The sequence below is a fragment of the Kitasatospora sp. NPDC127111 genome, assembly GCF_042677465.1.
Classification (GTDB): Bacteria; Actinomycetota; Actinomycetes; order Streptomycetales; family Streptomycetaceae; genus Kitasatospora.
In genome coordinates, this window is sequence record NZ_JBHXTG010000032.1 from 36,334 (window position 1) to 58,374 (window position 22,041).

Annotated in this window: 21 protein-coding genes; 11 read left to right on the top strand and 10 right to left on the bottom strand. The window is 73.6% G+C overall.

What is annotated here, in order from left to right; translation table 11 throughout:
- The first annotated feature begins 109 nt into the window (after nucleotides 1–109).
- The 4 genes from ACFVHB_RS20505 (at nucleotide 110) to ACFVHB_RS20520 (ending at nucleotide 3,603) form a co-directional block, all read left to right on the top strand.
- A complete protein-coding gene (locus tag ACFVHB_RS20505) occupies nucleotides 110–928 on the top strand; it encodes an NRDE family protein (RefSeq protein ID WP_380323850.1) in 819 nt (272 codons plus the stop codon).
- Between the two features lie 76 nt (nucleotides 929–1,004).
- Nucleotides 1,005–1,904, top strand: coding sequence for an RNA polymerase sigma-70 factor (locus ACFVHB_RS20510; RefSeq protein ID WP_380323853.1), 900 nt, complete (start codon nucleotides 1,005–1,007; stop codon nucleotides 1,902–1,904).
- A 113-nt stretch (nucleotides 1,905–2,017) separates the two neighbouring features.
- Nucleotides 2,018–2,764 carry an SDR family oxidoreductase gene (locus ACFVHB_RS20515; protein ID WP_380323856.1) on the top strand — a complete coding sequence of 249 codons (747 nt, stop codon included), beginning with the start codon at nucleotides 2,018–2,020 and terminating at the stop codon, nucleotides 2,762–2,764.
- Between the two features lie 53 nt (nucleotides 2,765–2,817).
- Nucleotides 2,818–3,603, top strand: a complete 786-nt coding sequence (locus ACFVHB_RS20520; RefSeq protein WP_380323859.1) for an alpha/beta fold hydrolase — start codon at nucleotides 2,818–2,820, stop codon at nucleotides 3,601–3,603.
- A 33-nt stretch (nucleotides 3,604–3,636) separates the two neighbouring features.
- On the opposite strand, the gene ACFVHB_RS20525 is transcribed toward ACFVHB_RS20520, so the two are convergent.
- Nucleotides 3,637–4,272 carry a dihydrofolate reductase family protein gene (locus ACFVHB_RS20525; RefSeq protein ID WP_380323862.1) on the bottom strand — a complete coding sequence of 212 codons (636 nt, stop codon included), beginning with the start codon at nucleotides 4,270–4,272 and terminating at the stop codon, nucleotides 3,637–3,639.
- Nucleotides 4,273–4,381: 109 nt separating this feature from the next.
- Here ACFVHB_RS20525 and ACFVHB_RS20530 point away from each other — a divergent pair, with 109 nt between their 5' ends.
- Entirely contained in the window at nucleotides 4,382–4,951 is a 570-nt protein-coding gene (locus tag ACFVHB_RS20530; RefSeq protein WP_380323865.1) for a TetR/AcrR family transcriptional regulator, read from the top strand.
- Nucleotides 4,952–5,064: 113 nt separating this feature from the next.
- On the opposite strand, the gene ACFVHB_RS20535 is transcribed toward ACFVHB_RS20530, so the two are convergent.
- Both ACFVHB_RS20535 and ACFVHB_RS20540 read right to left on the bottom strand, forming a co-directional pair.
- On the bottom strand, nucleotides 5,065–6,273 hold the full coding sequence (locus ACFVHB_RS20535) for a trypsin-like serine peptidase (protein ID WP_380323867.1): 1,209 nt from the start codon (nucleotides 6,271–6,273) through the stop codon (nucleotides 5,065–5,067).
- 41 nt (nucleotides 6,274–6,314) lie between these two features.
- Nucleotides 6,315–7,535: a trypsin-like serine peptidase gene (locus ACFVHB_RS20540; RefSeq protein ID WP_380323870.1), complete on the bottom strand. Its 1,221-nt coding sequence runs from the start codon at nucleotides 7,533–7,535 to the stop codon at nucleotides 6,315–6,317.
- 480 nt (nucleotides 7,536–8,015) lie between these two features.
- On the opposite strand from ACFVHB_RS20540, the gene ACFVHB_RS20545 reads away from it, so the two are divergent.
- The 3 genes from ACFVHB_RS20545 (at nucleotide 8,016) to ACFVHB_RS20555 (ending at nucleotide 10,346) form a co-directional block, all read left to right on the top strand.
- Complete coding sequence (locus ACFVHB_RS20545; protein ID WP_380323873.1) at nucleotides 8,016–9,623, top strand: ABC-F family ATP-binding cassette domain-containing protein; 1,608 nt, start codon at nucleotides 8,016–8,018, stop codon at nucleotides 9,621–9,623.
- Nucleotides 9,624–9,742: 119 nt separating this feature from the next.
- Complete coding sequence (locus ACFVHB_RS20550; protein WP_380323876.1) at nucleotides 9,743–9,955, top strand: hypothetical protein; 213 nt, start codon at nucleotides 9,743–9,745, stop codon at nucleotides 9,953–9,955.
- Between the two features lie 19 nt (nucleotides 9,956–9,974).
- Complete coding sequence (locus ACFVHB_RS20555; RefSeq protein ID WP_380323878.1) at nucleotides 9,975–10,346, top strand: toxin Doc; 372 nt, start codon at nucleotides 9,975–9,977, stop codon at nucleotides 10,344–10,346.
- Nucleotides 10,347–10,455: 109 nt separating this feature from the next.
- On the opposite strand, the gene ACFVHB_RS20560 is transcribed toward ACFVHB_RS20555, so the two are convergent.
- The 7 genes from ACFVHB_RS20560 to ACFVHB_RS20590 form a co-directional block, all read right to left on the bottom strand.
- Nucleotides 10,456–11,115 carry a Pr6Pr family membrane protein gene (locus ACFVHB_RS20560; RefSeq protein WP_380323880.1) on the bottom strand — a complete coding sequence of 220 codons (660 nt, stop codon included), beginning with the start codon at nucleotides 11,113–11,115 and terminating at the stop codon, nucleotides 10,456–10,458.
- A 97-nt stretch (nucleotides 11,116–11,212) separates the two neighbouring features.
- Nucleotides 11,213–11,869 (bottom strand): response regulator, encoded by a 657-nt coding sequence (locus ACFVHB_RS20565; RefSeq protein ID WP_380323982.1) that lies wholly within the window; start codon nucleotides 11,867–11,869, stop codon nucleotides 11,213–11,215.
- 47 nt (nucleotides 11,870–11,916) lie between these two features.
- The gene (locus ACFVHB_RS20570; RefSeq protein ID WP_380323883.1) at nucleotides 11,917–13,176 is read right to left on the bottom strand and encodes a sensor histidine kinase; all 1,260 of its coding nucleotides are present in this window, start codon (nucleotides 13,174–13,176) and stop codon (nucleotides 11,917–11,919) included.
- Between the two features lie 77 nt (nucleotides 13,177–13,253).
- On the bottom strand, nucleotides 13,254–14,264 hold the full coding sequence (locus ACFVHB_RS20575) for a hypothetical protein (RefSeq protein WP_380323886.1): 1,011 nt from the start codon (nucleotides 14,262–14,264) through the stop codon (nucleotides 13,254–13,256).
- A gap of 126 nt (nucleotides 14,265–14,390) precedes the next feature.
- Nucleotides 14,391–15,422: a hypothetical protein gene (locus ACFVHB_RS20580; RefSeq protein WP_380323888.1), complete on the bottom strand. Its 1,032-nt coding sequence runs from the start codon at nucleotides 15,420–15,422 to the stop codon at nucleotides 14,391–14,393.
- On the bottom strand, nucleotides 15,422–17,575 hold the full coding sequence (locus ACFVHB_RS20585) for a hypothetical protein (protein ID WP_380323891.1): 2,154 nt from the start codon (nucleotides 17,573–17,575) through the stop codon (nucleotides 15,422–15,424). The genes ACFVHB_RS20580 and ACFVHB_RS20585 overlap by 1 nt, the downstream gene beginning before the upstream one ends.
- Nucleotides 17,576–17,607: 32 nt before the next feature.
- Nucleotides 17,608–18,126: a hypothetical protein gene (locus tag ACFVHB_RS20590; RefSeq protein ID WP_380323894.1), complete on the bottom strand. Its 519-nt coding sequence runs from the start codon at nucleotides 18,124–18,126 to the stop codon at nucleotides 17,608–17,610.
- Nucleotides 18,127–18,461: 335 nt separating this feature from the next.
- On the opposite strand from ACFVHB_RS20590, the gene ACFVHB_RS20595 reads away from it, so the two are divergent.
- Genes ACFVHB_RS20595 through ACFVHB_RS20605 form a run of 3 tightly spaced genes read left to right on the top strand, consistent with a single transcriptional unit; the run spans nucleotide 18,462 to nucleotide 22,002 of the window.
- Nucleotides 18,462–19,601, top strand: a complete 1,140-nt coding sequence (locus tag ACFVHB_RS20595; RefSeq protein ID WP_380323897.1) for a CaiB/BaiF CoA transferase family protein — start codon at nucleotides 18,462–18,464, stop codon at nucleotides 19,599–19,601.
- 2 nt (nucleotides 19,602–19,603) lie between these two features.
- The gene (locus ACFVHB_RS20600; RefSeq protein WP_380323900.1) at nucleotides 19,604–20,746 is read left to right on the top strand and encodes an acyl-CoA dehydrogenase family protein; all 1,143 of its coding nucleotides are present in this window, start codon (nucleotides 19,604–19,606) and stop codon (nucleotides 20,744–20,746) included.
- A gap of 41 nt (nucleotides 20,747–20,787) precedes the next feature.
- The gene (locus ACFVHB_RS20605; RefSeq protein WP_380323903.1) at nucleotides 20,788–22,002 is read left to right on the top strand and encodes an acetyl-CoA C-acetyltransferase; all 1,215 of its coding nucleotides are present in this window, start codon (nucleotides 20,788–20,790) and stop codon (nucleotides 22,000–22,002) included.
- The last annotated feature ends 39 nt before the right edge of the window (nucleotides 22,003–22,041 follow it).

Here is a 22,041-nt window from a genome sequence, read left to right on the forward strand (position 1 = left end):
GCGGCGGAACGGGGAGGGCACGTCCCTCCCGATGTGCGAACGTTCGTGCGAGGATCGGCGGCAGGGCGGCCGTGCGGCCACCCGTCCGGCGAGGTCTGGGGCCCTGCGCGTGTGTACGGCGTTCGTCAGCATCGATCCGTCCTCGGCGGTGCCGGTGCTGCTGCTGTCGGTCCGGGACGAGTACGCCGGGCGGCGGTGGTCGCCGCCGGGCCACCACTGGCCCGGGCACCCGACGGCCGTCGGCGGGCTGGACCTCGCGGCCGGCGGGACGTGGCTGGCGGTCGAGCCGGGCGCGGGAGCGGCCGCGGGGCCCGGGGACGCGCCGGTGGCGGCCTGTCTGCTGAACGGTTTCGGCACCCCGGCCCCGGCCGGCGCCCGGCTCTCGCGCGGTGAACTGCCGCTGATCGCCGTGCGGGACGGCGGGATCGGGCACCTGGACCTGGACCGGTACGACCCGTTCCACCTGGTGCTGGCCGGCCCGGCCGGCGCCAGGGTGCTGAGTTGGGGCGGCGTTGGCGGTCGGCTGGGGGAGCTCGACCTGCCCGCCGGTCTGAGCGTCGTGCTCAACGACGGGCCGGAGGGGCCGGCCCCCGACCGCACCGCCTCGGAGCTGGTCCGCTCGCTGATGGCCGCGCGGGCCGCCCACTTCCGCGCCCGCTTCGGGGCCACCGCCCGGCCGGAGCCGCGGCCGGGCGCCGCCGAGGACGTGGCGCGGGCGTGGGGCGCCTGGCTGCCGATCGTCTGCGGCGACGGCCTGGCGCCGGACGCCCCGGCGGCCCTGATCCAGCGCCGCGAGTTCGGCGACGGCCGGATCTGGGGCTCGTCCTCGATCTCACTGCTGGCCTTCGGGCCGGCCGGGGTCCGGTACGACTTCGGCCCGGCCCCCACGACGGGACCGGCGGACGGCGGTTGGCGGCGGGTCCTGTAGCGCCGGACGGGCCCCGGACGCCCGGCTCCCGGGACCGCGCGGCCGGTGGCTCCCGGGCCTCTGGCAGGCTGAGGACGTGACATCAGGGAGCGCCGAGGAGTTCACCGTCCACCGCCCCAGGCTGTTCGGCCTGGCCTACCGGCTGCTCGGCTCCGCCGAGGAGGCGGAGGACGCGGTGCAGGACGCGTACCTGCGCTGGAGCGGCGCCCCTCGGGCGTCGATCGAACACCCGGGGGCCTGGCTGGCCAAGGTCGTCACCAACCTGTGCGTCAACCGGCTCACCTCGGCCCGGGCGCAGCGCGAGCGGTACGTCGGGCCGTGGCTGCCGGAACCGGTGTTCACCCGGGACGGCGCCCTCGGCCCCCTGGAGTCCGCCGAGCAGCGGGACGCCGTCTCGACGGCCCTGCTGGTGCTGCTGGAGCGGCTCACGCCGACGGAACGGGCGGTCTACGTGCTGCGCGAGGCGTTCGACTACAGCCACCGCGACATCGCCGGGGTGCTCGACCTGACCGAGGCCAACTGCCGGCAGCTGTACCGCCGGGCGGCCCGGCGGGTGGCCACGCCCGAGACCCGCTTCACCCCGGCGGCCGAACAGCAGCGCGAGCTCGTCGCGTCCTTCGTCACGGCGGCGCGCGAGGGCGACCTGGCCGGGCTGGAGCGGCTGCTCGCCCAGGACATCGTCTGGTGGAGCGACGGCGGCGGAAGGATCACGGCGGCCCGGCGGCCCATCGTCGGCCGGGAGAAGGTGCTGCGCTTCCTGCTGGGCACCAGCGAACGGTTCGGCGGCGGCTGGGACTTCGCGGTCGCCGAGGTCAACGGTGCGGCGGCGCTGGTGGTGCACGCGGGCGGGCAGCTGGTCTCCGTCGCCTCCTTCGACGCCCGGGACGGCGCCATCGCCGAGGTGCGGGTCGTGCTGAACCCGGAGAAGCTCGCCTTCGCGGGCCGTCAGTTCGCCGCCTCGGCGCCGGGGGTGTGACGCGGACCGCGCGGGCCGCCGCCGGGCCGTTGTCACGAAACCGGGGGCCCGTCGGTTCTCAGCGGGTGACGCGCGCTCCAGCGGGGAGCGCGCCCACCGAAGGGACGACTGCGATGACCACGATCCTGGTGACCGGCGGCACCGGCACGCTCGGCCGGCTCGTCACCGAACGGCTGCGCGCGGACGGGCACGAGGTGCGGGTGCTGAGCCGGCACTCCCGGCCGTACGCCGTGGACCTGCGCGAGGGCACCGGGCTGGCCGAGGCCGTGGCGGGTGTCGAGACGATCGTGCACTGCGCCTCCTCCCCGCGCGGCGGCGACGAACAGGCGGCCCGCCACCTGATCGCGGCGGCCCGCGAGGCCGGTGTGCGGCATCTCGTGTACATCTCGATCGTCGGCATCGACCGGGTGCCGCTGGCCTACTACCGGGCCAAGCTCGCCGTCGAGCGGCAGATCGAGGAGTCCGGGCTCGCCTGGACCGTGCTGCGCACGACGCAGTTCCACGACCTGGTGCTGGGGCTCCTGCAGACCTCGGCCAGGCTGCCGGTCATGCTGCTGCCCGCCGGGGTCGCCGACCAGCCGATCGAGGTGGCGGAGGTCGCCGCCCGGCTGGCCGAGCTCGCGACGGGGGCGCCGGCCGGGAGGGTGCCGGACATGGGCGGCCCCGAGGTCCGCCCGTTCTCCGAGCTGGCCCGCGCCTACCTGCGCGCGACCGGACGGCGCCGCCCGCGGCTGAACGTGCGGCTGGCCGGCCGGGCCTACCGCGCGCTGCGGGCGGGCGGCCACCTGACGCCCGAACGGGCGGTCGGAGAGGGCACCTTCGAACAGTTCCTGGCCCGGCGCCTTCCGGCCAACGGCTGACGCACCCGGGCGGCTCCGTGGCGGCGGACCGCCCGGTCGCCCAGACTGGCGCCATGGAAACCATGGTGCCGGTCGGCGACGGGGGACTCTGGGCGGAGGACTCGGGAGGGGACGGGCTGCCGCTGGTCCTGGTCCACCCGGGCGTCGGCGACTCGACCATCTGGGACCAGGTGCTCGCGTCGCTCGACGGCCGGTACCGGGTGATCCGCTACGACGCCCGCGGCTACGGGCGCTCGCCCGCCCCCACGGCCGCGTACTCCCCGGCCGGGGACCTCGCCGCGGTGCTCGACCACTTCGGGCTGGAACGGGCGGTCCTGGTCGCCTCCAGCATGGGCGGGGCCGCCTCGGTCAGCCTCACGCTGGACGCCCCGGAACGGGTGGCCGGCCTGGCGCTGTTCGTCCCCACGGTCACCGGGTACGACGGCCTCGACGAGTCCGACCTGTACCGGGAGGTGGGACGGCTGGCCGAGGCCGGCGACCTGGAGGGCATCGTCCGGCTCGGGCTCGGACTCTGGGGGCTGGCGGGCGGCGGCACCCCGCAGGCCGACCCGGTCGCCGCCGCGCACCTCAGGGCCGTGCTGCCCGCCTGGTTCGGCAACGTCGGCTACCAGGAACCCGACCCGCCCGCCTTCGGCCGGCTCGGCGAGATCGCCGTGCCCACCGTGCTGGCCCTGGGCGAGCTGGACCGGCCGGGGCTCGTGCGCTTCAACGAGGAGACCGCGGCCCGGATCCCCGGCTGCCGGCTGGTCCGGATGGCGGCCTCCGACCACTACCCGATGCTGCGCGAGCCGGAGGTCGTCGCGCGGCTGGTCGAGGAGCTGTACGCCGAGGCGCGCTGAGGGCCGCGGTGGGCGCGGGCGCCCGCCCGGCGGTCAGCTCGTCGTGGCGAGCGGCATCCCGTCCGGCCCGAGCTCCCCGCCCGTCGCCAGGGTCGACCGCGCGTAGCTGAGGACCACGGTGCCGGTGTCGAAGCTCCGGCTCCCGACCAGGTCGAAGGCGCGCAGGCCGAAGTCGGCCGAGAACATCGGGACGCCGGAGCCGGCCACGATCGGGTTGAGCTTGACGATCAGTTCGTCGATCTCCGGCAGCAGCTGCCCGGCGAGCGCGCCGCCGCCGCAGAGCCAGATGTCGAGCCCGTCCTCCTGCTTGAGCCGGCGGACCACCGCCAGCGGGTCCTCGGCGGTGACCTCGACGGCCGGGTCCGGGCTCTCGGTGAGCGAGCGGGAGAAGACGATCTGCCGCAGGTGGGGGTAGGGGCTGGTCATGCCGATGGCGATGCCCGGCTCGTAGGTGGACCGGCCCATCAGCACGGTGTCGTAGCGCTTGTTGGGCGTGCCGTCCAGGCCCATGGCGGTCCGGCCCAGGGCGGGGATGGTGTCCGCGAACGCGTCGGACATGTAGGGGAGGAACTCGCCCGTGACGTAGGGGAAGAAGAAGTCGAAGGCGCCGTCCGGCGCGGCGATGAAGCCGTCGATGGTGCCGGCGATGAAGTAGCTGAGCTTGCGCATCCATGTCCTTGGTGTCGTGACTGCTGGGATTCGGCCTGCCATTCGAACCACTCCAGTTATAGTACTCCGGCCGTAGTGGTTGCCAGAGTTTTCTGAAGGAGAATCAGAGATGGCCCAGAATCCCGCCCGCCGAGCGGCGCTCATCGACGCCGCCATCGAGGTCCTCGCAGGTGAGGGCGCCCGCGGCCTCACCTTCCGCGCCGTCGACGTCCGGGCCGGCGTCCCGGCCGGCACCGCCTCCAACTACTTCGCCAACCGCGACGACGTGCTCCACCAGGTCGCCGGCCGGGTCCACCACCACCTCACCCCCGACCCCGAGGTGATCGCCGGCCTGCTGCGCGCCCCGCGCGACCGGGCCCTGGTCGCCGCCCTGCTGCAGGATCTGCTCCGGCGCATCGAGGCCCACCGCTCCGGCTACCTCGCCCTGCTCGAACTGCGCCTGGAGGCCACCCGCCGCCCCGAACTGCGCACCGAGCTCACCCGCACCCTCCGCGAGCAGCTGGACGCCAACATCGCCTACCACCTCGGCGAGGGCCTCCCCGGCGACCGCGACACCGTGGTCGTCCTCTACCTCGCGATGACCGGCCTGCTGCTCGAACACCTCACGCTGCCCGAGCTCCTGGACGCCCCCACCGCACTCGTCGACACCCTGGTCGCCCGGATCATCCCGGCCGGCTGAGCCGGAGGCCACCGCCCCGCGCGCGCCGAAGGCCGGGGCCGCTGGGCGCGGGGGGGGGCGCCGGGGCCCCCCCGCCGCGCGGTGACCTCAGGGGGTCACTCGGACCCTTCCGGTCACTTGGACTTCTTCGAGAAGTAGTCGTACATCTTCGAGGCGACGTCCTCCAGGTACGGGCCGGCCTCGTAGGTGTTGGCGCCGTTGCCGATCGAGGTGTCGCTGACCAGGACCTGCTTGCCGTCCTTGGTGGCGAACCAGCCGCCGCCGCTGCTGCCGCCGGTCATGTTGCAGCCGATCACCAGCATCGCCGGGCGGCTCGGGTCGCCCGTCTTCCTCGACGGCTGGCCGCTGTCGCAGTGGTCCAGCTCGACGCCGTTGAACGGCTTGCCCGCCGGGTAGCCGTAGTTGCTGACGTTGCCGAGCTGCTCGCGCGGGGCGTTGAACCAGATCGGGACGGCACCGCCGACGGTCTCCTCCAGCGACTTGCCGTTGCCGCTGGGGTTGGCCACCTTGATGATGCCGAAGTCGTACTGGCTCCACGGGCCGCCGTGCTCCGGGTCGGCCTCGGCCGTCCACTGCGGCGAGACCATGCCGGCGACCGCGCCCCATTCGCCGTACGGCTCGGCGTCGGCCTCGTTGGCCTGCTTGCCGCCGCTCAGCAGGCCGTTGCTGTTGTAGGCCGGGGCGAAGGTGATGTCGGTGTAGTACTTGTTGCCCTTGCCGCCGTGCAGGCAGTGGCTGGCGGTCCACACCAGGTTGCTCTTGCCGGGGTTGGCCGGGTCGGTGACGACGGTGCCGGAGCACACGTAGTCCTCGTTGCCGTCCTTGAAGAAGATCTTGCCGTTGACGTGCAGGTTCTTCGCGAACGGGTGCTGCGCGGGCTTCGCCGGGATGACGCTCGGGATCTGGTCGCCGCCGGCCGGCGGCTGGGCCGGGGTGGGCTGCGCCGGGGCCGGGGCGGTGGCCGGGGCGGTGGGCTGCGCGGGCGGCTGCGTCGGGTCCTGCGGCGGCTGCGGCATCGGCTTCGGCTTGGCGTTCAGGATCTTCTGGAGCGTCCAGTAGCCCTTCACCGCCGGGGTGATGACGTTCTGCTGGGCCCACTTGTCCCAGTCCTCGAACTTCCAGGCCTTCAGCTCCTCGACCGTCGGGAGCTTGAGCGGGGCGGCGCCCGGCTTGCCCGGCGTGGTCGCGGCGGCGGTCGGGGCCGCGGTCTGCGCCCCGGCCGGGTCCTCGTTCTCCGGCCCGCAGGCGGTCGCGACGACCATCGTCAGCGCGACGACGGAGGCGCCGAGCGCGGCGCGGGTCGTACGGGATATCGGTGACATCGGAGCAATTCCCCCTGAGTGTGGGTGACTTGTACGGGGGACTACTTCTTCTTCTTGGAGAAGTAGTCCATGGCCTTCGCCGCCACGTCGTCCAGGTACGGGCCGGCCTCCCAGGTGCCGTCACCGATCGAGACGTCGCTGACCAGGACCTGCTTGCCGTCCTTGGTGGCGAACCAGCCGCCCCCGCTGTCACCCGGGGTCATGTTGCAGCCGATGGTGAGCATCGGCGGGCGCTTCACGTCCATGGAGAGGCGGACCGGCTTGCCGCCGTCGCAGTGCTCGAGCTCCATGCCGTCGAACGGCGCGTCGGCCGGGTAGCCGTAGTCGCTGACGGCGGTCAGCTGGTCGCGCGGGGCGTTGAACCAGACCGGGACGGAGCCCCCCACCGTCTCCTCCAGCGACTTGTCACCGCCGTTGGGGTTCTCCACCCGGACGATCGCGAAGTCGTACTGGCTCCACGGGCCGCCCGTCTTGTGGTCGGCCTCGGCCGGCCACTGCGGGGAGGCGATCGCGTCCGTCATGCTCCACTCGCCGTAGGGCTCGGCCTGCGCCAGCGTCGCCTGCTTGCCGCCGCTGAGCACGCCGTTGCTGTTGAACGCGGGGGCGAACATCAGGTTCTTGTAGTAGCCGGCGCCCTTGCCGCCGTGCACGCAGTGGCTGGCGGTCCACACCAGGTTGCTCTTGCCGGGGTGCGCCGGGTCCGAGACGACGGTGCCGGAGCACTCGTAGTAGTTGCCGTCCTCGTGCTGGCTGAAGATCTTCCCGTTGACGTGGAAGTTCTTGGCGAACGGGTGCGGGACGGCCTTGGCCTCGACGACCTTGGGCAGCGGGTCGTTGCCGTTGTCACCCGCCGGCGGCTGCGCGGTGGGCTGCGCGGGCGGCTGCGTCGGCTGGGCGGGCGCCGCACTCGTCGGCTGGGCCGTCGGCTGGCCGGTGGGCTGGGCGGGCGGCTTCGGCTTCGACGGCTTCGCCTCGAGGATCTTCTTCAGGTCCCAGAACCCCTTGACCGCCGGGGTGATGACGTTCTGCTGGGCCCACTTGTCCCAGTCCTCGAACTTCCAGGTCTTCAGCTCCTCGGCGGTCGGGAGCTTGATCGGGGCGGCGCCCGGCTTGCCCGGCGTGGTCGCGGCGGCGGTCGGGGCCGCGGTCTGCGCCCCGGCCGGATCGTCGTTCTCCGGCCCGCACGCCGTCGCGACCACCATCGTCAGCGCGACGACGGAGGCGCCCAGCGCGGCACGAGTCGTCCGGGATATCGGTGACATGAGTTCAATTCCCCCTGTGGATCAACGCCATCCGTCCGGGACGGCCCGGACCACGGGTATGGCAGAGGAGGAGTCTGCCATGCGGATAAAGGCGCCCTTACATCCACCCCGGACCGGGACACGGCTGTCACCGGATCGGCACCTGCGTCACCGGATCGGCACGTGATCGGCACCCGGTGCGCGCAGGGAAAACCGGTTGCGGGTGCCGGACGGCCTCCGTAGCGTGATCCGTGCCACCCGCCAGAACAGGAGAAGGCCGTTGCTCTACTGAGGTCCCGAGACACCGCCCCGCCGCGGCGCAGCGCTGCCCTGCAGCCCTGCCGTCCGCGATGCGTGAATGTGCGAGTGCGCGACCTCAGTGGTGAGCCGGCCCGGCGCCCGTCCCCGTGACGGCCCCCGGCCCCCTGTCCGGGTTCCCCACGCACCCGCGGTGTCTCCCGTGTCGCACCCAGACCGCAGGCAACCACCGGGAGGCCACCCATGGCACAACCCAGCACCTCCGTCCTCTGCACCGACCTCGGCTTCGAATGGCCCGACGGCCGGACGGTCCTCAACGGCTTCCAGCTCGCCGTCGGCCCCGGCCGCACGGGGCTGATCGGGCTCAACGGGGCCGGGAAGTCCACCCTGCTGCGCCTGGTCGCCGGGGAGCTCACGCCCACCGCCGGCAGCGTCAAGGTCGCCGGGGAGCTCGGCCACCTGCCGCAGGGGCTCACCCTCGACACCTCCCTGAGGGTGGACGAGGCACTCGGCGTCCGGGCCGCCCGCGAGGCGCTGCACGCCATCGAGTCCGGCGACACCGCCCAGGAGCACTTCGACGCCGTCGGCGACGACTGGGACGTCGAGGAGCGCGCCCGTGCCACCCTCGACCGGCTCGGCCTGCAGCGGCTCGGCCTCGACCGCACCACCGGCGAGCTCTCCGGCGGCGAGGCCGTCCTGCTCCGGCTGGCCGCCCTGCTGCTGCGCCGGCCCGACGTCCTGCTGCTCGACGAGCCCACCAACAACCTCGACCGGGCCGCCCGCGAGCGGCTCTACGAGACGGTGGCCGGCTGGAGCGGCGTGATGCTGATCGTCAGTCACGACCGCGAACTGCTCCAGCACGTCGACCAGATCGCCGACCTCCGGGACGGCCAGGTCACCTGGTACGGGGGGAACTTCGCCGCCTACGAGCAGACCCTCGCCGCCCAGCAGGAGACGGCCGAGCGGCTGCTGCGCAACGCCGAGGCCGACGTCCAGCGCCAGAAGCGGGACTTGGTCGAGGCCCGCACCCGGCTGGAGCGCAGTGCCAGCTACGGCAAGCAGCGCTCGATCACCCGCAACGACCCGCACATCTTCCGCGGCAAGCTGAAACGCCAGGGCCAGGAGACGGCGGGCCGGCTCCAGGGCATGCACACCGAGCGGCTGAAGGAGGCCAAGCAGCGGCTCACCGCCGCCGAGGAGGCCGTCCGCGACGACGCCGAGATCCGGATCGACCTGCCGCGCACCGCCGTGCCGGCCGGCCGGACGGTGCTCACCCTGCAGAAGGTCCGGCTGCCCTACGGCACCACGGCCGACCTCGACCTGCGCGGCGCCGAGCGGGTCGCCCTGGTCGGCCGCAACGGCTCCGGGAAGACGACCCTGCTGCGCACCATCGCGGGCGAACTCAGCCCGCTGGAGGGCGAGGTCACCACCCCGGTGCCGCTGCGGTACCTGCCCCAGCGGCTCGACCTGCTGGACGACGGCCTCACCGTCGCGGGGAACGTCAAGCGGTTCGCGCCGAACGCCGGGGACAACGCGATCCGGGCCCGGCTGGCCCGCTTCCTGTTCCGGGGCGGCCGGGCCGACCAGCCCGCCGCGACCCTGTCCGGCGGCGAGCGGTTCCGGGCCACCCTGGCCGCCCTGCTGCTGGCCGACCCGCCGCCGCAGCTCCTGCTGCTCGACGAGCCGACCAACAACCTGGACCTCGCCAGCGTCCGCCAGCTCACCCAGGCGCTCGCCGCCTACCAGGGCGCGCTGATCGTGGTCAGCCACGACCTGCCGTTCCTGCGCGGCCTCGGGCTCACCCGCTGGCTGGAGCTGGACGGCGAACTGCGGGTGGTGGAGCCGAGGTAGCGGCCGGCGGTCGGGCCCGGCGAGAGGCCAGGCGGCGGGGGCCCGGCCGGGGGAGCCCGGCCGGGCGGGCGGTGCCGATCCGGTACCCAACTCCCCTACCCTCCAGTACCATCGGCGCCATGCCTGCGCTCAACATCGAGTACACGGAGCACGAACTCGCCGCCATCCGCGAGGCCGCCGCCGCCGACGGCAAGAGCGTCAAGGCGTACGTCCACGACCTGAGCGTCCGGGAGCAGCAGCGGCGGGACTTCGTCGACCACGCGGTGGCGTTCTGGAAGGCGTACCGGGAGGAGTTCGACGCCGCCTTCCCGGAGGACGCGCCCGCCGCGTGAGCGCGGAGGTGCGGGGGTGATGCCGCTGCGCGTCGACCTGCGCTGGCTGCTCGACGTGCAGGAGCAGGCGTGGCCGGAGGACCTCAGCGTGCGGGACTACTCGGCGCTCCAGGCGGCCGTCGCGCGGCACCGGGTCAACACCGCGCAGCTGGGCCACGACGCCGACCCGGCCTGGTGCGCGGCCACCCTGATGCACACGATCGTGCTGCTGCGGCCGCTGCCGGTGCGCAACAACCTGTTCGCGTGCATGACCACGGCCGCCTACATGCACGCGGCCAAGGAGGGCATCGACCCGCCGTACGGTGCCCTGGTCGAGCTGGCCCGGGACATCGCCGAGGCCAGGGCGGACGTGTTCGCGGCGGCCGACCGGATCCGCTCCTGGCGGATCTGACCGGCCGCCGCGGCGGTGGTCCGGCGAGTCCCAGCGCGTCACAACGGGTCGCACCGGTGCACGGGGCCGTGCGGCGCGGTGCGGCGCTGCGCGGGGAGGCGCGGGGCGGTCAGGCCCCGGTGGGCTCGGAGGCCGGCCGGAGCCGGCCCGCGACCAGGGTGCCGAGCCGGTCCAGGCCGACCACGGTGGCCGCGAGGACGACGAACTCGACGGTCAGCAGGCCGATCTGGCCCCAGACGTAGCCGTAGCCCTTGGTCGTCGGGTCGAAGAAGAAGTAGGGGTACGGCGTCGGGTAGTCCGAGAACAGCGCGTTGCGGGCCAGCACGATCGCCGCGTAGCCGAGCGGGAAGGCCAGCCAGAGCGGGATGTCCCGCCACGCGGAGGCGTTGCGCGGCTTCAGCGTCAGCCAGTCGATGATCACCATCACCGGGGTGACGTAGTGCAGGAAGAACGACGACCAGTGGGCCAGCTTGTCCGGTCCGTCGACCAGCCCGGGCAGCGGGTTGGCGCCGTGCTGCAGCAGGATGTGCGACACCAGCCCGGTGATCAGGATGTACAGCGTGGCGGCGCCGCGCAGCCGGGGCGCGGGCGCGTCCACGGTGCCGCGCTTGATCATCCAGTACACGGCGCCGATGAAGTAGCCGAGCACGATCACGTTGCTCTGGATGGTGAAGTAGACCAGCGGCGCGGCCTGGAGGGTCAGGCCGAGGCCCGCCGAGAGCACGATGCCCGTGCGCCACCAGAGCGCGGGGCTGGTCCGGACTGACATGCGGCCACCAGTTCTTGCAGGCGATACGGGAGGTATCGGGCGGTACGGGACGGGAATCCCGCACTCTACTCGCTGGTAGCCCCCGGGTGAAAGAAAGCTACCCGGGCAGCACGAAACCCGACTCGTAGGCGGCGATCACCGCCTGGGTGCGGTCCCGGGCGCCCAGCTTGGCCAGCACGCTGCCGACGTGCGTCTTGACCGTCTCCTGACTGACCACCAGCCGCCCGGCGATCTCGCCGTTGTTCAGCCCGGCGGCCATCAGCCGCAGCACCTGGCCCTCCCGCTCGGTGAGCCGCCCGACCGGCCCCGACACGGGCGCCGCCGGGCGCCGGCCGGCCGGGGCGTGCCGCAGGGCGAGCTCGCGCACCGCGGCGGGGAAGAGCAGCGAGTCCCCGCGCGCGACCAGCCGCACCGCCTGGACCATCTCCTCCGCGCTGGCCCGCTTCAGCAGGAACCCGGCGGCACCGGCGCGCAGCGCGTCGTACACGTGGTCGTCGTGCTCGAAGGTGGTCACCACCAGGATCCGCGGCGGGTCGGCCATCCCGCCGACCAGCTGCTCGGTGGCCCGGATGCCGTCGATGCCGGGCATCCGGACGTCCATCAGCACCACGTCCGGCCGCAGCTCGCGCACCAGCGGCACCACCTCGGCGCCGTCGGCGGCCTCGCCGACCACGGTCAGGTCCGGCTCGGCCTCGATCACCACCCGCAGGCCCGTCCGCACCAGCCGCTCGTCGTCCGCGATCACCACGCGCACCGCCCGCGCCCCGCCGTTCCCGTCCACCCGGTCCCTCCCGTTTCCGTTCACCTGGCCCCTCCCACCGGCAGCCAGACGGCCAGCCGCCACGTCGTTCCCCCGTCCACGGGCCCGGCCTCGCAGCCGCCGCGCAGCGCCGCCGCCCGCTCGCCGATCCCGCGCAGCCCGCGGCCGCCGCCGGGCCGGCTGGGCCGGGACGCACCGAGCGGATTGATCAGTTCGATCTCCAGCCGGTCCGCGGCCAGCCCCACCCGCAGACCGGCGGGCGCGGCCGGACCGGCGTGCCGCAGCACGTTGGTCAGGCCCTCCTGGACGATCCGGTACGCCTCGCGCGAGAACGCGGCCGGCAGCCGGTCCAGGCCGGGCGCCAGCTCGGCGTCGACCGCCAGCCCGGTGCGGGCAAGCTGGCGCAGCAGGTCGTCCAGCCCGGCCAGGGTCGGCCCGGTGAGCGCGGAGTCCGCCCGGTCCTCCTTCCGCAGCAGGCCGAGCACGGCGTCCAGCTCGGCGACGGCGGCCCGCGCGGTGTCGCCGATGGCCCGCAGCGCCTCCTCGGCGAAGTCCGGGTCGGTGCGCAGCACCCGGGCGGCCGCCGAGGCCTGGATGCCGACCGCGCTGAGCGCGTGGCCGACGGAGTCGTGCAGCTCGCGGGCGAGCCGGTTGCGCTGGGCGAGCACGGTGGCCCGCCGTTCGGCGGCGGCCAGCCGCTCCTCGGGGGTGGGCCCGAGCAGCACGGGCGCCCAGCGGGCCAGCAGGGCGCCGAGCCCGGCGCTGGTGCCGACGATCAGGCCGAGCAGCGCGAGGCCCAGCGCCGGCCCGCCCAGCCAGGACGGGAAGCCGTGGTCGCGCCAGAACCGCAGCACCTCGTCCACCGGCGGCCCGCCCAGCGGCGAGAGCAGCAGCACCGCCGCGAACGGCCCCCCGGCCAGCGTCATCCCGCTGACCACCCCGCCGAACAGCAGGTGCAGCACGTACCAGGCGGCGGTCTGCCGGCGGGCCGCCCAGGACCGGGCCGGGCCGGTGACGATCTCCTCCGGCCGGTGCGGTGCGCACAGCGCCCGCGCGGCCGCCCCCTCCAGGGCCCGGACGGTCGGCACCAGCGCGGTGACGGCGGCCATCGGCAGGGACAGGCCGAGCGCGGCGAAGTAGAGCAGGATCTGCAGCAGGTGGTCCTGCTTCGTGTTGAGCGCCCCGGTCACCACCGAGGAGAGCATCCAGTAGGGCATCAACAGCGCGCCGCCGAGCACCAGGTGCACCCAGCGCAGCCGGGCCCGGCGCCCGAACAGCCCGCCGGCCACCCGCCGCGTCACCGCGCCGATGCCACCGCCCGGTCCCCTGTCCGCCCCCGTGCCCGCGTCCGCTCCCGTACGCGTCCCCGCCCCCGTGATCACCCGGCCGACTCTACGTCAGTCGTCCGCTGCGCGGCCGCCCGCTCCACCAGCGCGATCGCGCCGACCACCAGCATCAACAGCCCGACCGCCACCTGCCCGGCCTGGACCAGCGGCAGCAGTCCCGGCACCGCCCGGCGCAGCTCCGTCACCTCGGTCATCGTCCCGAACGCCACCAACTGCCAGGAGCCCCAGCCGAACAGCGAGCCGGCCGCCGTCCACGCCACCGCCAGCGGCACCCGCAGCCGCCGCTCCGGCCGGATCCGGAACACGAGCACCACCAGCGCCACCGTGGCGGCCACCGCCATCACCGCGGTCACCCCGTCCATCACCGCGACGCCCGGGTTGCGCGTGTCCGTCCACTCCCGCGGCAGCCCGGCCGTCCCGCCCGCCATCCAGTACAGCCGGGCCGTGGCCACGCCGAGCGCGAGCAGCCCGGCCACGCAGGCGAGGGTCCGCTGCAGGGTGAGGGTGGGGGAGCGGGGCAGGTCGCCGATCCGGCTGCGCAGCAGCCCCGCCCAGCGCCGCCGGGCGTACAGCGGGAAGGCGGTGATCAGCGCGATGCCCTGGACGGTGAAGCCGCCGTACACCATCGGGAAGACCCAGCCGGCCATGGTGCCGCCGGGGCCGTCGTCGGAACCGGCCTCCGTGCCGGGGCCGAACACCAGTTGGCTGAGCAGGAACAGCGGGAGCGCGAGCAGGATGGTGCCGAGCAGGCCGGTCGCCACCCACATCGGGAAGGCGACCAGCCCGGCCGGCGCCCGCCGCCCCCACGGCCGGACGAAGGAGAGCGCCAGCAGGACGGCGATCGCGTCCATCCCGAAGGTCAGCAGGTTCGCCGTCCAGAGCTTGTCCAGCTCGTCGGTGCCGTCGGTGCCGTCGGTGCCGTCGATCCCCACCGGGTGGCCGGTGAGCCAGAGCAGCTTGAGCGTCAGGTACGGCACCGTGGCGGCGACGGCGGTCCAGGCCGCCACGCCGCGCACCCGGTCGGCGGGAGTCGTCGAGGTCATGCCCCCACGCTCCCGCCTACGGCGCGCCGCGCCCTCCCCCCGGCACACGATCCGCCTCCCCCTCCGGGGGGATTCCCCCGGGCCGGGTCTCCTCCCCGAGGATTCCCCGGCCCGGGGCGGTGCGGCCTACGGGAGGATCGGCTCGCAGCCGATCGCCTTGCCGCCGGCGGTGAGGAACTGCTTCCACAGCTCCGTGGTGTCGGGGAAGAGCGTCCGGTTGCCCAGCAGCCTCAGCTTGAAGTAGGCGGGCTTGCCCTGGCAGGTCACGACCACCTCGTCGTTGTTCGGGGACGAGAGATCCATGGTCCAGTGCGCCCGGCCGAACGCGACCGGGGCGTCCTTGTCCGCGTCCGGAACCCTGAGCCGGGGTTCGGTCCCGATGGCGAAGGTCGCGGCCGTGCCGCCCAGCCCGACGTCGCAGGACCAGAGCGGATCGAACGCGGTGGTGACCTGCTGCGTGTACCCGCGGGCGGCGGACGCGCCGCCGGGGACCGTCAGCCCGGGTAGGCCGCAGACCTTGTCGGCGTCCAGCTCCTGCTTCACGCCCTGGGCCGACAGGTGCCCAGGTGCCGGGAGATTCGGTGCGGTGCAGCCCCGCTGCGCCGCGAGCCCGTTGGCGGTCGCGACCGCGAGCCGGGCGAGCTCGCCGTCACCGACGGAGCCCCCCTTGGTCGCGTCCACCCGCGCGCGCAGTCCTCCGGTGCCGCAGCCTTCCGGCAGCAGCGCCCACGCCACGGGGGCGGTGACCCCGCCGGCCGAACCGCCGTTGGCCGAGGCCGCGAACAGGCGCGCGCCGGCCTCGGCCTCGAACACCGCGCTGTTCCGGTCCGAGCGGACCCCCACCAGGACCGACCTGTGCCCGCCGAACACCCCGGTGCTCACCACCGCGGTGCACGAGGATCCGCTGTCGCGCAGCGGTGCCGGCTCGTTGTTGTCCTCCTCGCTGATCCGACCAGGGCCGAGGGCGTCGTGCAGGGCGTCGGCGCTCACCACGCCGTTGCACACGGTGTCCGGCCCGAGCACGTTGGTGAGGCTGTACAGCAGTACCCCCGAGACGCCGGCCGTGATCGCCACGATCACGGCCGCCGCCCGCAGGCGCAGCCCCCGGGTGGTGAAGCCACGCCGGGTGAGGGCCTGGTCGAGTTTCTCCGTCGTCATCAGCCCCTGCCGAGCGCACCGTTGTAGGTGCGGTCGATCGCCGTCGAGTAGTTCTGCGTGACGCCCTCCATGAGCTGCTGCGTCACGCCGCCGGTCGCGTCGACGTCCCGCTGGGAGACGCCCGACAGCACGGCCTTGCGCTCGATCATGGCCTTGAGCTGCTCCTCGCCCGCCGAGTAGTTGTCGCTGAGGTCGCCCTGGGCCTTGGTGTCGAGCTCGGCGTTGGCCTTGTTGGCGTAGTCGGCGGTGCCGACGTCGACCAGGCGCTGGGCGATGTCGCCGAACGGTCCGGGGAGGAAGTAGTTCACCGGTGTGCCGTAGATGTGGTAGTCGATCTTCGAGTTCCAGTTGTTCTTGAACTTCTCGTCCTCGCGGTGGTCGATCAGGACGTCGCCGCGCACCCCGTCGAGGGCGCCCAGCGCCTGGCCGGCCTCCTGGGTGAAGCCGGCGAACTTCGGGTTCACCCGGCCGGTCGCGTCCGGCTTGAAGTCGTCCGGGCCGTAGGTGTCCATCCGGCGGGCGATCTCCTGGGTCTCCGCGGTGTGGATCGCCCGGAAGGCCTCCGGGTCCTCGGCGGCACCGCGGATGGTGCGCAGCAGCTGCTCCCGGCTGACGGTGAGGCCGCTGGGCTCGCTGCCGCCGCGGACCTCCTTGCCGAGGATCTCGTGCACGTCCGGCGCGTAGTCGGCGATCATGTTGCCGAGCGGGTGGCGCAGGCCGGCGGGCATGCTGTTCTCGGCGCCGGCCTTGTTGCCGCCCAGGGTCGCGACGGTCTCGTTCATGATCCGGGACATCGCGGCGTCGTGCTTGACGTGCGGCTGGTTGCTGTGCGGGTCGCGGCCGGTGGTGGCGGCCTCCAGGGCGTCGCCGAAGGCGCCGCGCGAGGTGTTCCGGGCGATGCTGTCGAGCTGCTTGTCCTCGTAGCCCTGGTTGGGCCACTGGCGTTCCTTGAGCAGGTAGTCGAGGTTCTTGTTGGCGCCCGGGTCGAAGAACTCCTTGGACGCCTCCGGGTTGCGGCTCATCGCCCGCATCAGACCGCCCATCGGGTCGCCCTGCTTGTCCATCACCCCGGTGTAGAGCGGGCCCCAGAGCTGTTCGCCCTTGATCTTGCTGTTCTTCTCGTAGTCGACGAGGTCGTTGCCGACCTTCTCCAGGATCCCCTTGTCGTAGTGCCCGCCGGCGCCCATCAGTTCGGTGAGCGCCGGGTAGTTGTCGTTGAACCCGGCGGCCGAACCGCCGGGCTTGCGGGCGGCCTTGAGCAGGTTGTCCTCCCACTCCTTGCCCATGCCGCCGTCCTTGGTGGCGGTGGCGAGCACCTGGGAGAGGCTGCCGTAGATGCTCTGGTAGTCCTTGGCGTTCTGGTTGCCGTGGGCCAGGTCGCCGTAGGTCTTGGCGTACACCAGCAGGGCGTCCGGGCCGGTCTTGTCGCCCGCCTTGAGGCCGCCCAGCAGCGTGGTGGAGAACTCCTTGGAGTCCTTGTTGGCGGCCATCAGGTCGTCCAGCCGCTTGCGCTCGTCGTCGGAGAGGCTCCCGGCCTTGCTGAGCAGGTCGGTGGCCCGCCTGGCGTCGGCCGCGTCGCCGCCGCCGTACGTCTTGGCGTTGAAGGTGGTGGTGCTGGCGCCGACGTCGGTCTGCAGGGCCGACGACGCCCGCTGGTCGGCGGCGTTGGCCTTCTCGACGGCCTTGGTCAGCCGGTTGGATATCGCCTCGGCCTTGCCCTTCATGCCGGCCTGGTAGTTGCGCTGGGCCTCGGCGAAGTCGGGGTCGTTGTGGGACGTGCGGTCCGTGGGCATCGGCGGCCAGCCGACCGTGCCGTCGGCGGAGACGGTGAGCTTCTGCGACTCCGCGTCGTGGAGCGCGGCGTCGAGGTCCTTGCGGGCCGCGGTGAAGTCCTCGGCCGCGTCCTTGATGATCGCGGCGAGGGCCTTGGCGACGCCGGCGGCCTGGGTGAAGTCGGTGTCGATGGTCTTGAGCTTCTGGCCCGCGTCGTCGGCGGCCGGGCCCTGCCAGCCGGCCCGCTGCGGGGTGTTGGTGAGTTCCCGGCCGACCCGGTCGTCGAGCGTGTCGAGCGCCTTGGCCATGTTGGCCCAGGCCTCGGCGGTCTCGGTGACACCGGCGAAGTCGGCCTCGCGCAGTTCCTGGAAGGACACCATGCGGCTGGACTCCTTTCTCGTTCTCTCGGGCCTCAGGCGCTGAACTGGGCGGTGGTGGCGTGCTCGTTGGACTGGTAGTTGCGCTGGGTGGCCTCCAGGTTCTCGGCGGTGCCGGTCAGCTTGTCGTGCAGGGCCTTGCACTGCTGCAGCCAGCGGTCGGTGGAGGCGGTGAGCGCGCCGCCGAAGGAGAAGCCGCGGATCTTCGTGGCGGCCGTGCTCGCGTGCTCGGCGAGGTTGTTGCCGCCCTTGCCGTTGGCGTTGTCGAGGTCGGTGGCGATCTGCCGGGCGATGCCGGCCGAGGCGCCGAGCTCGTGCGGGCTGTCCAGCTTGGTGGTGGCCGCGGACGGCGCCGGGCCCGGGGACGGGCTCGGGGTCGGCCCGGAGGTCGGCCGGAGGAACGGGGACGTGTTCGGCGCGGAGATCGGGACGACGGCGTCCGGCGACGTGTTCGGCGCGGAGATCGGGATGATGGTGTCCGGTGCCGGGTTGTGCGGCGCGCCGGGCGGGGACGCCGGTGCGACCGGTCCGGTGGTGAATCCTGGGTTGCCCATGTGTGTCTGCCTTCTTCTCCTCGGATGGGAGGTCAGAACCCCTCCAGCAGCGGGACGGCCGGGGTCGGTGCCGCCCGTTGGTGTACGGATGCACACGGTACGGGTGCGGTTGCACGGTTGGCGTCAGGATTTCGTCAGGGCTGTGTCACGGGGCCGTGTCGCGGGCGGTGTCACGGGGCGGAGCCGCGGGCCGTGTCGCGGCCGGGCCGCGCGTGGACCGGGCGGGCCGGGCGCGCCGGGCGGCCGGCGCCGGAGGGTCTTGTTACCGGCGGGTCGCTTCCCTATCATCGCCAGTGTTACAGCTTTACTGTCAAACCCTGAGGGGGCGGTGGCCAGTGCGCGACGGAAGCAGCCCCGGCCCGCTGGCCGGCGTCCGGGTGGTCGAGCTCGCGGGGATCGGGCCCGGCCCCTTCGCCGCCATGCTGCTGGCCGACCTCGGCGCCGACGTGGTGCGCGTCGACCGGCCGAACCCCTCGCCGCTCGGCATCGACCCGGCGTACGACGTCACCAACCGCAACAAGCGCTCGGTGCTGATCGACCTCAAGTCCCCCGAGGGCCCCGGCCGGGTGCTCGACCTGGCCGAACGGGCCCACCTGCTGATCGAGGGCTACCGCCCCGGCGTCGCCGAGCGCCTCGGCATCGGGCCGGACGCCTGTCTGGCCCGCAACCCCGCCCTGGTCTACGGCCGGATGACCGGCTGGGGCCAGCAGGGCCCGCTCGCCGCCACGGCCGGTCACGACATCGGGTACGTGGCCGTGGCCGGCGTCCTCGGCATGATCGGCGAGCCCGACCGGCCGCCCGCCGTCCCCGCCAACCTGCTCGGCGACTACGCCGGCGGCTCGCTCTACCTGGTCGTCGGCCTGCTCGCCGCGCTGCACCACGCCCGCGCGACCGGCACCGGCCAGGTGGTCGACGCCGCCATCGTGGACGGCGCCGCCCACCTCGGCTCCGTGCTCTGGGGGCTGCTGGCCGCCGGCCAGTGGCAGGACCGCCGGGGCGCCAACCTGCTCGACGGCGGCGCGCCCTGCTACGCCGTCTACCGGGCCGGGGACGGCGGCCACCTGGCCGTCGGCGCGCTGGAGCCGCGGTTCTACGCCGAGTTCGCCCGGCTGCTGGAGCTCGGCCCCGAGGCGCCCGGCCAGTGGGAGGTCGCCCGCTGGCCCGAACTGCGCGCCCTGATCGCGGCCCGCTTCGCCACCCGGACCAGGGCCGAGTGGGAGGCCGTCTTCGCCGGCTCCGACGCCTGCGTCGAACCCGTGCTGACGATGCGCGAGGCCGCCGGGCACGAGCACCTGGTGGCCCGCCGGACGTACGTCGAGGCGGACGGCTACACCCAGCCCGCCCCCGCGCCCCGGTTCTCCGCGACCCCCGGCACGCTGCGCCGGCCGCCCGCCCGGCCGGGCGCGGACACCGCCGAGGTCGCCCACGACTGGGGCGTCCCATCCCTCGACCCCGAAGCCGGAGAAGGAGCGTAGCGTTGCAACGGGACATCTTCACCGAGGAACACGAGGACTTCCGGGCGACCGTCCGGGCCTTCCTCGCCAAGGAGGTGCTGCCGCACTACGACCGCTGGGAGCGGGCCGGCATCGTGGACCGCTCCGCCTGGCTCGCGGCCGGCCGGCAGGGCCTGCTCGGGCTCGCCGTCCCCGAGGAGTACGGCGGCGGGGGCAGCACGGACTTCCGCTACGCCGCCGTGCTGGCCGAGGAGTTCGCCCGGGCCGGCGCCTCCGGCCTGGCGCTCGGCCTGCACAACGACATCATCGGCCCGTACCTCACCTCGCTCGCCACCGACGAGCAGAAGCGCCGCTGGCTGCCCGGGTTCTGCACCGGCGAGCTGATCACCGCCATCGCGATGACCGAACCGGGCACCGGCTCCGACCTCCAGGGCATCCGCACCCACGCCGTCGACCAGGGCGACCACTACCTGCTCAACGGTGCCAAGACCTTCATCTCCAACGGCATCCTCGCCGACCTGGTGATCGTGGTCGCCCGCACCACCCCCGAGGGCGGCGCGCACGGGCTCAGCCTGCTGGTGGTCGAACGCGGCATGCCCGGCTTCGAGCGCGGCCGCAACCTCGACAAGATCGGCCAGAAGGCCCAGGACACCGCCGAGCTGTTCTTCGAGGACGTCCGCGTCCCGAAGGAGAACCTGCTCGGCGAGGTGAACCAGGGCTTCGTGTACCTGATGCGGAACCTCGCCCAGGAGCGGCTCACCATCGCCGCCGCCGCGATCGCCGGCGCCGAGTACCTGGTCGAGATCACCACCGAGTACGTCAAGCGGCGCGAGGCCTTCGGCCGGCCGCTCGCCAAGCTCCAGCACGTCCGCTTCGAGATCGCCGAACTGGCCACCGAGTGCGCCGTCACCCGCGCCTTCGTGGACCGCTGCGTCACCGAGCACAACCGGTACGCGCTGACCCCGGCGGACGCCTCGATGGCCAAGTGGTGGGCCACCGAACTGCAGAAGCGCACCGCCGACCGCTGCCTCCAACTCCACGGCGGGTACGGGTACATGAGCGAGTACCCGGTCGCCCGCGCGTTCACCGACGGGCGCATCCAGACCATCTACGGCGGCACCACCGAGATCATGAAAGAGATCGTCGGCCGCTCCATCCTCGGCTGAGGTCCCTCTTCGACCCCCCTGCCCCGAAAGGCGTTTCCACCGTGACCACCGAAGCGTACGTCTACGACGCGATCCGCACCCCGCGCGGCCGGGGCAAGGCCACCGGCTCGCTGCACGGCACCAAGCCGATCGACCTGGTCGTCGGCCTGATCCACGAACTGCGCCGCCGCTTCCCCGACCTGGACCCGGCCGCCGTCGACGACATCGTCCTCGGCGTGGTCAGCCCGATCGGCGACCAGGGCTCCGACATCGCCCGGATCGCCGCCATCGCGGCCGGCCTGCCCGACACGGTGGCCGGCGTCCAGGAGAACCGGTTCTGCGCCTCCGGCCTGGAGGCCGTCAACCTGGCCGCCGCCAAGGTCCGTTCGGGTTGGGAGGACCTCGTTCTGGCCGGCGGCGTCGAGTCGATGTCCCGGGTGAAGATGGGCTCCGACGGCGGCGCCTGGGCGATGGACCCGATGACCAGCTACGAGACGAACTTCGTCCCCCAGGGCATCGGCGCCGACCTGATCGCCACCCTCGAGGGCCTCTCCCGGACCGACGTGGACGCCTTCGCCGCCGAGTCCCAGGCCCGCGCCGCCAAGGCGCAGGCCGACGGGCTGTTCGACCGCTCGGTCGTGCCGGTCCTCGACCGCAACGGCCTGGTCGTGCTGGACCGCGACGAGTTCATCCGCCCCGGCACCACCGTGGAGACCCTGGCCGGCCTCAAGCCCTCCTTCGCCGCCATCGGCGACGCCGGCGGCTTCGACGCCGTCGCCCTGCAGAAGTACCACTGGGTCGAGGCCATCGACCACGTCCACCACGCCGGCAACTCCTCCGGCATCGTGGACGGCGCCGCCCTGGTCGCGATCGGCAACCGCGAGGTCGGCGAGCGGTACGGGCTGCGCCCGCGCGCCCGGATCGTCTCCGCCGCGGTCTCCGGCTCCGAGCCCACCATCATGCTCACCGGACCGGCCCCCGCCACCCGCAAGGCGCTCGCCAAGGCCGGGCTGACCGCCGCCGACATCGACCTGGTGGAGATCAACGAGGCCTTCGCCGCCGTCGCCCTGCGCTTCATCCGCGAACTGGGCTTCCGGCACGACCAGGTGAACGTCAACGGCGGCGCGATCGCGCTCGGCCACCCGCTCGGCGCCACCGGCGCGATGCTCCTCGGCACCGTGATCGACGAACTGGAGCGGCGCGACCTGCGCTACGGCCTGGTCACCCTCTGCGTCGGCGGCGGCATGGGCATCGCCACCATCGTCGAGCGCATCTGACCCCGCCGCCCCCGACCTCCTCACTTCCCCCCGGAGACC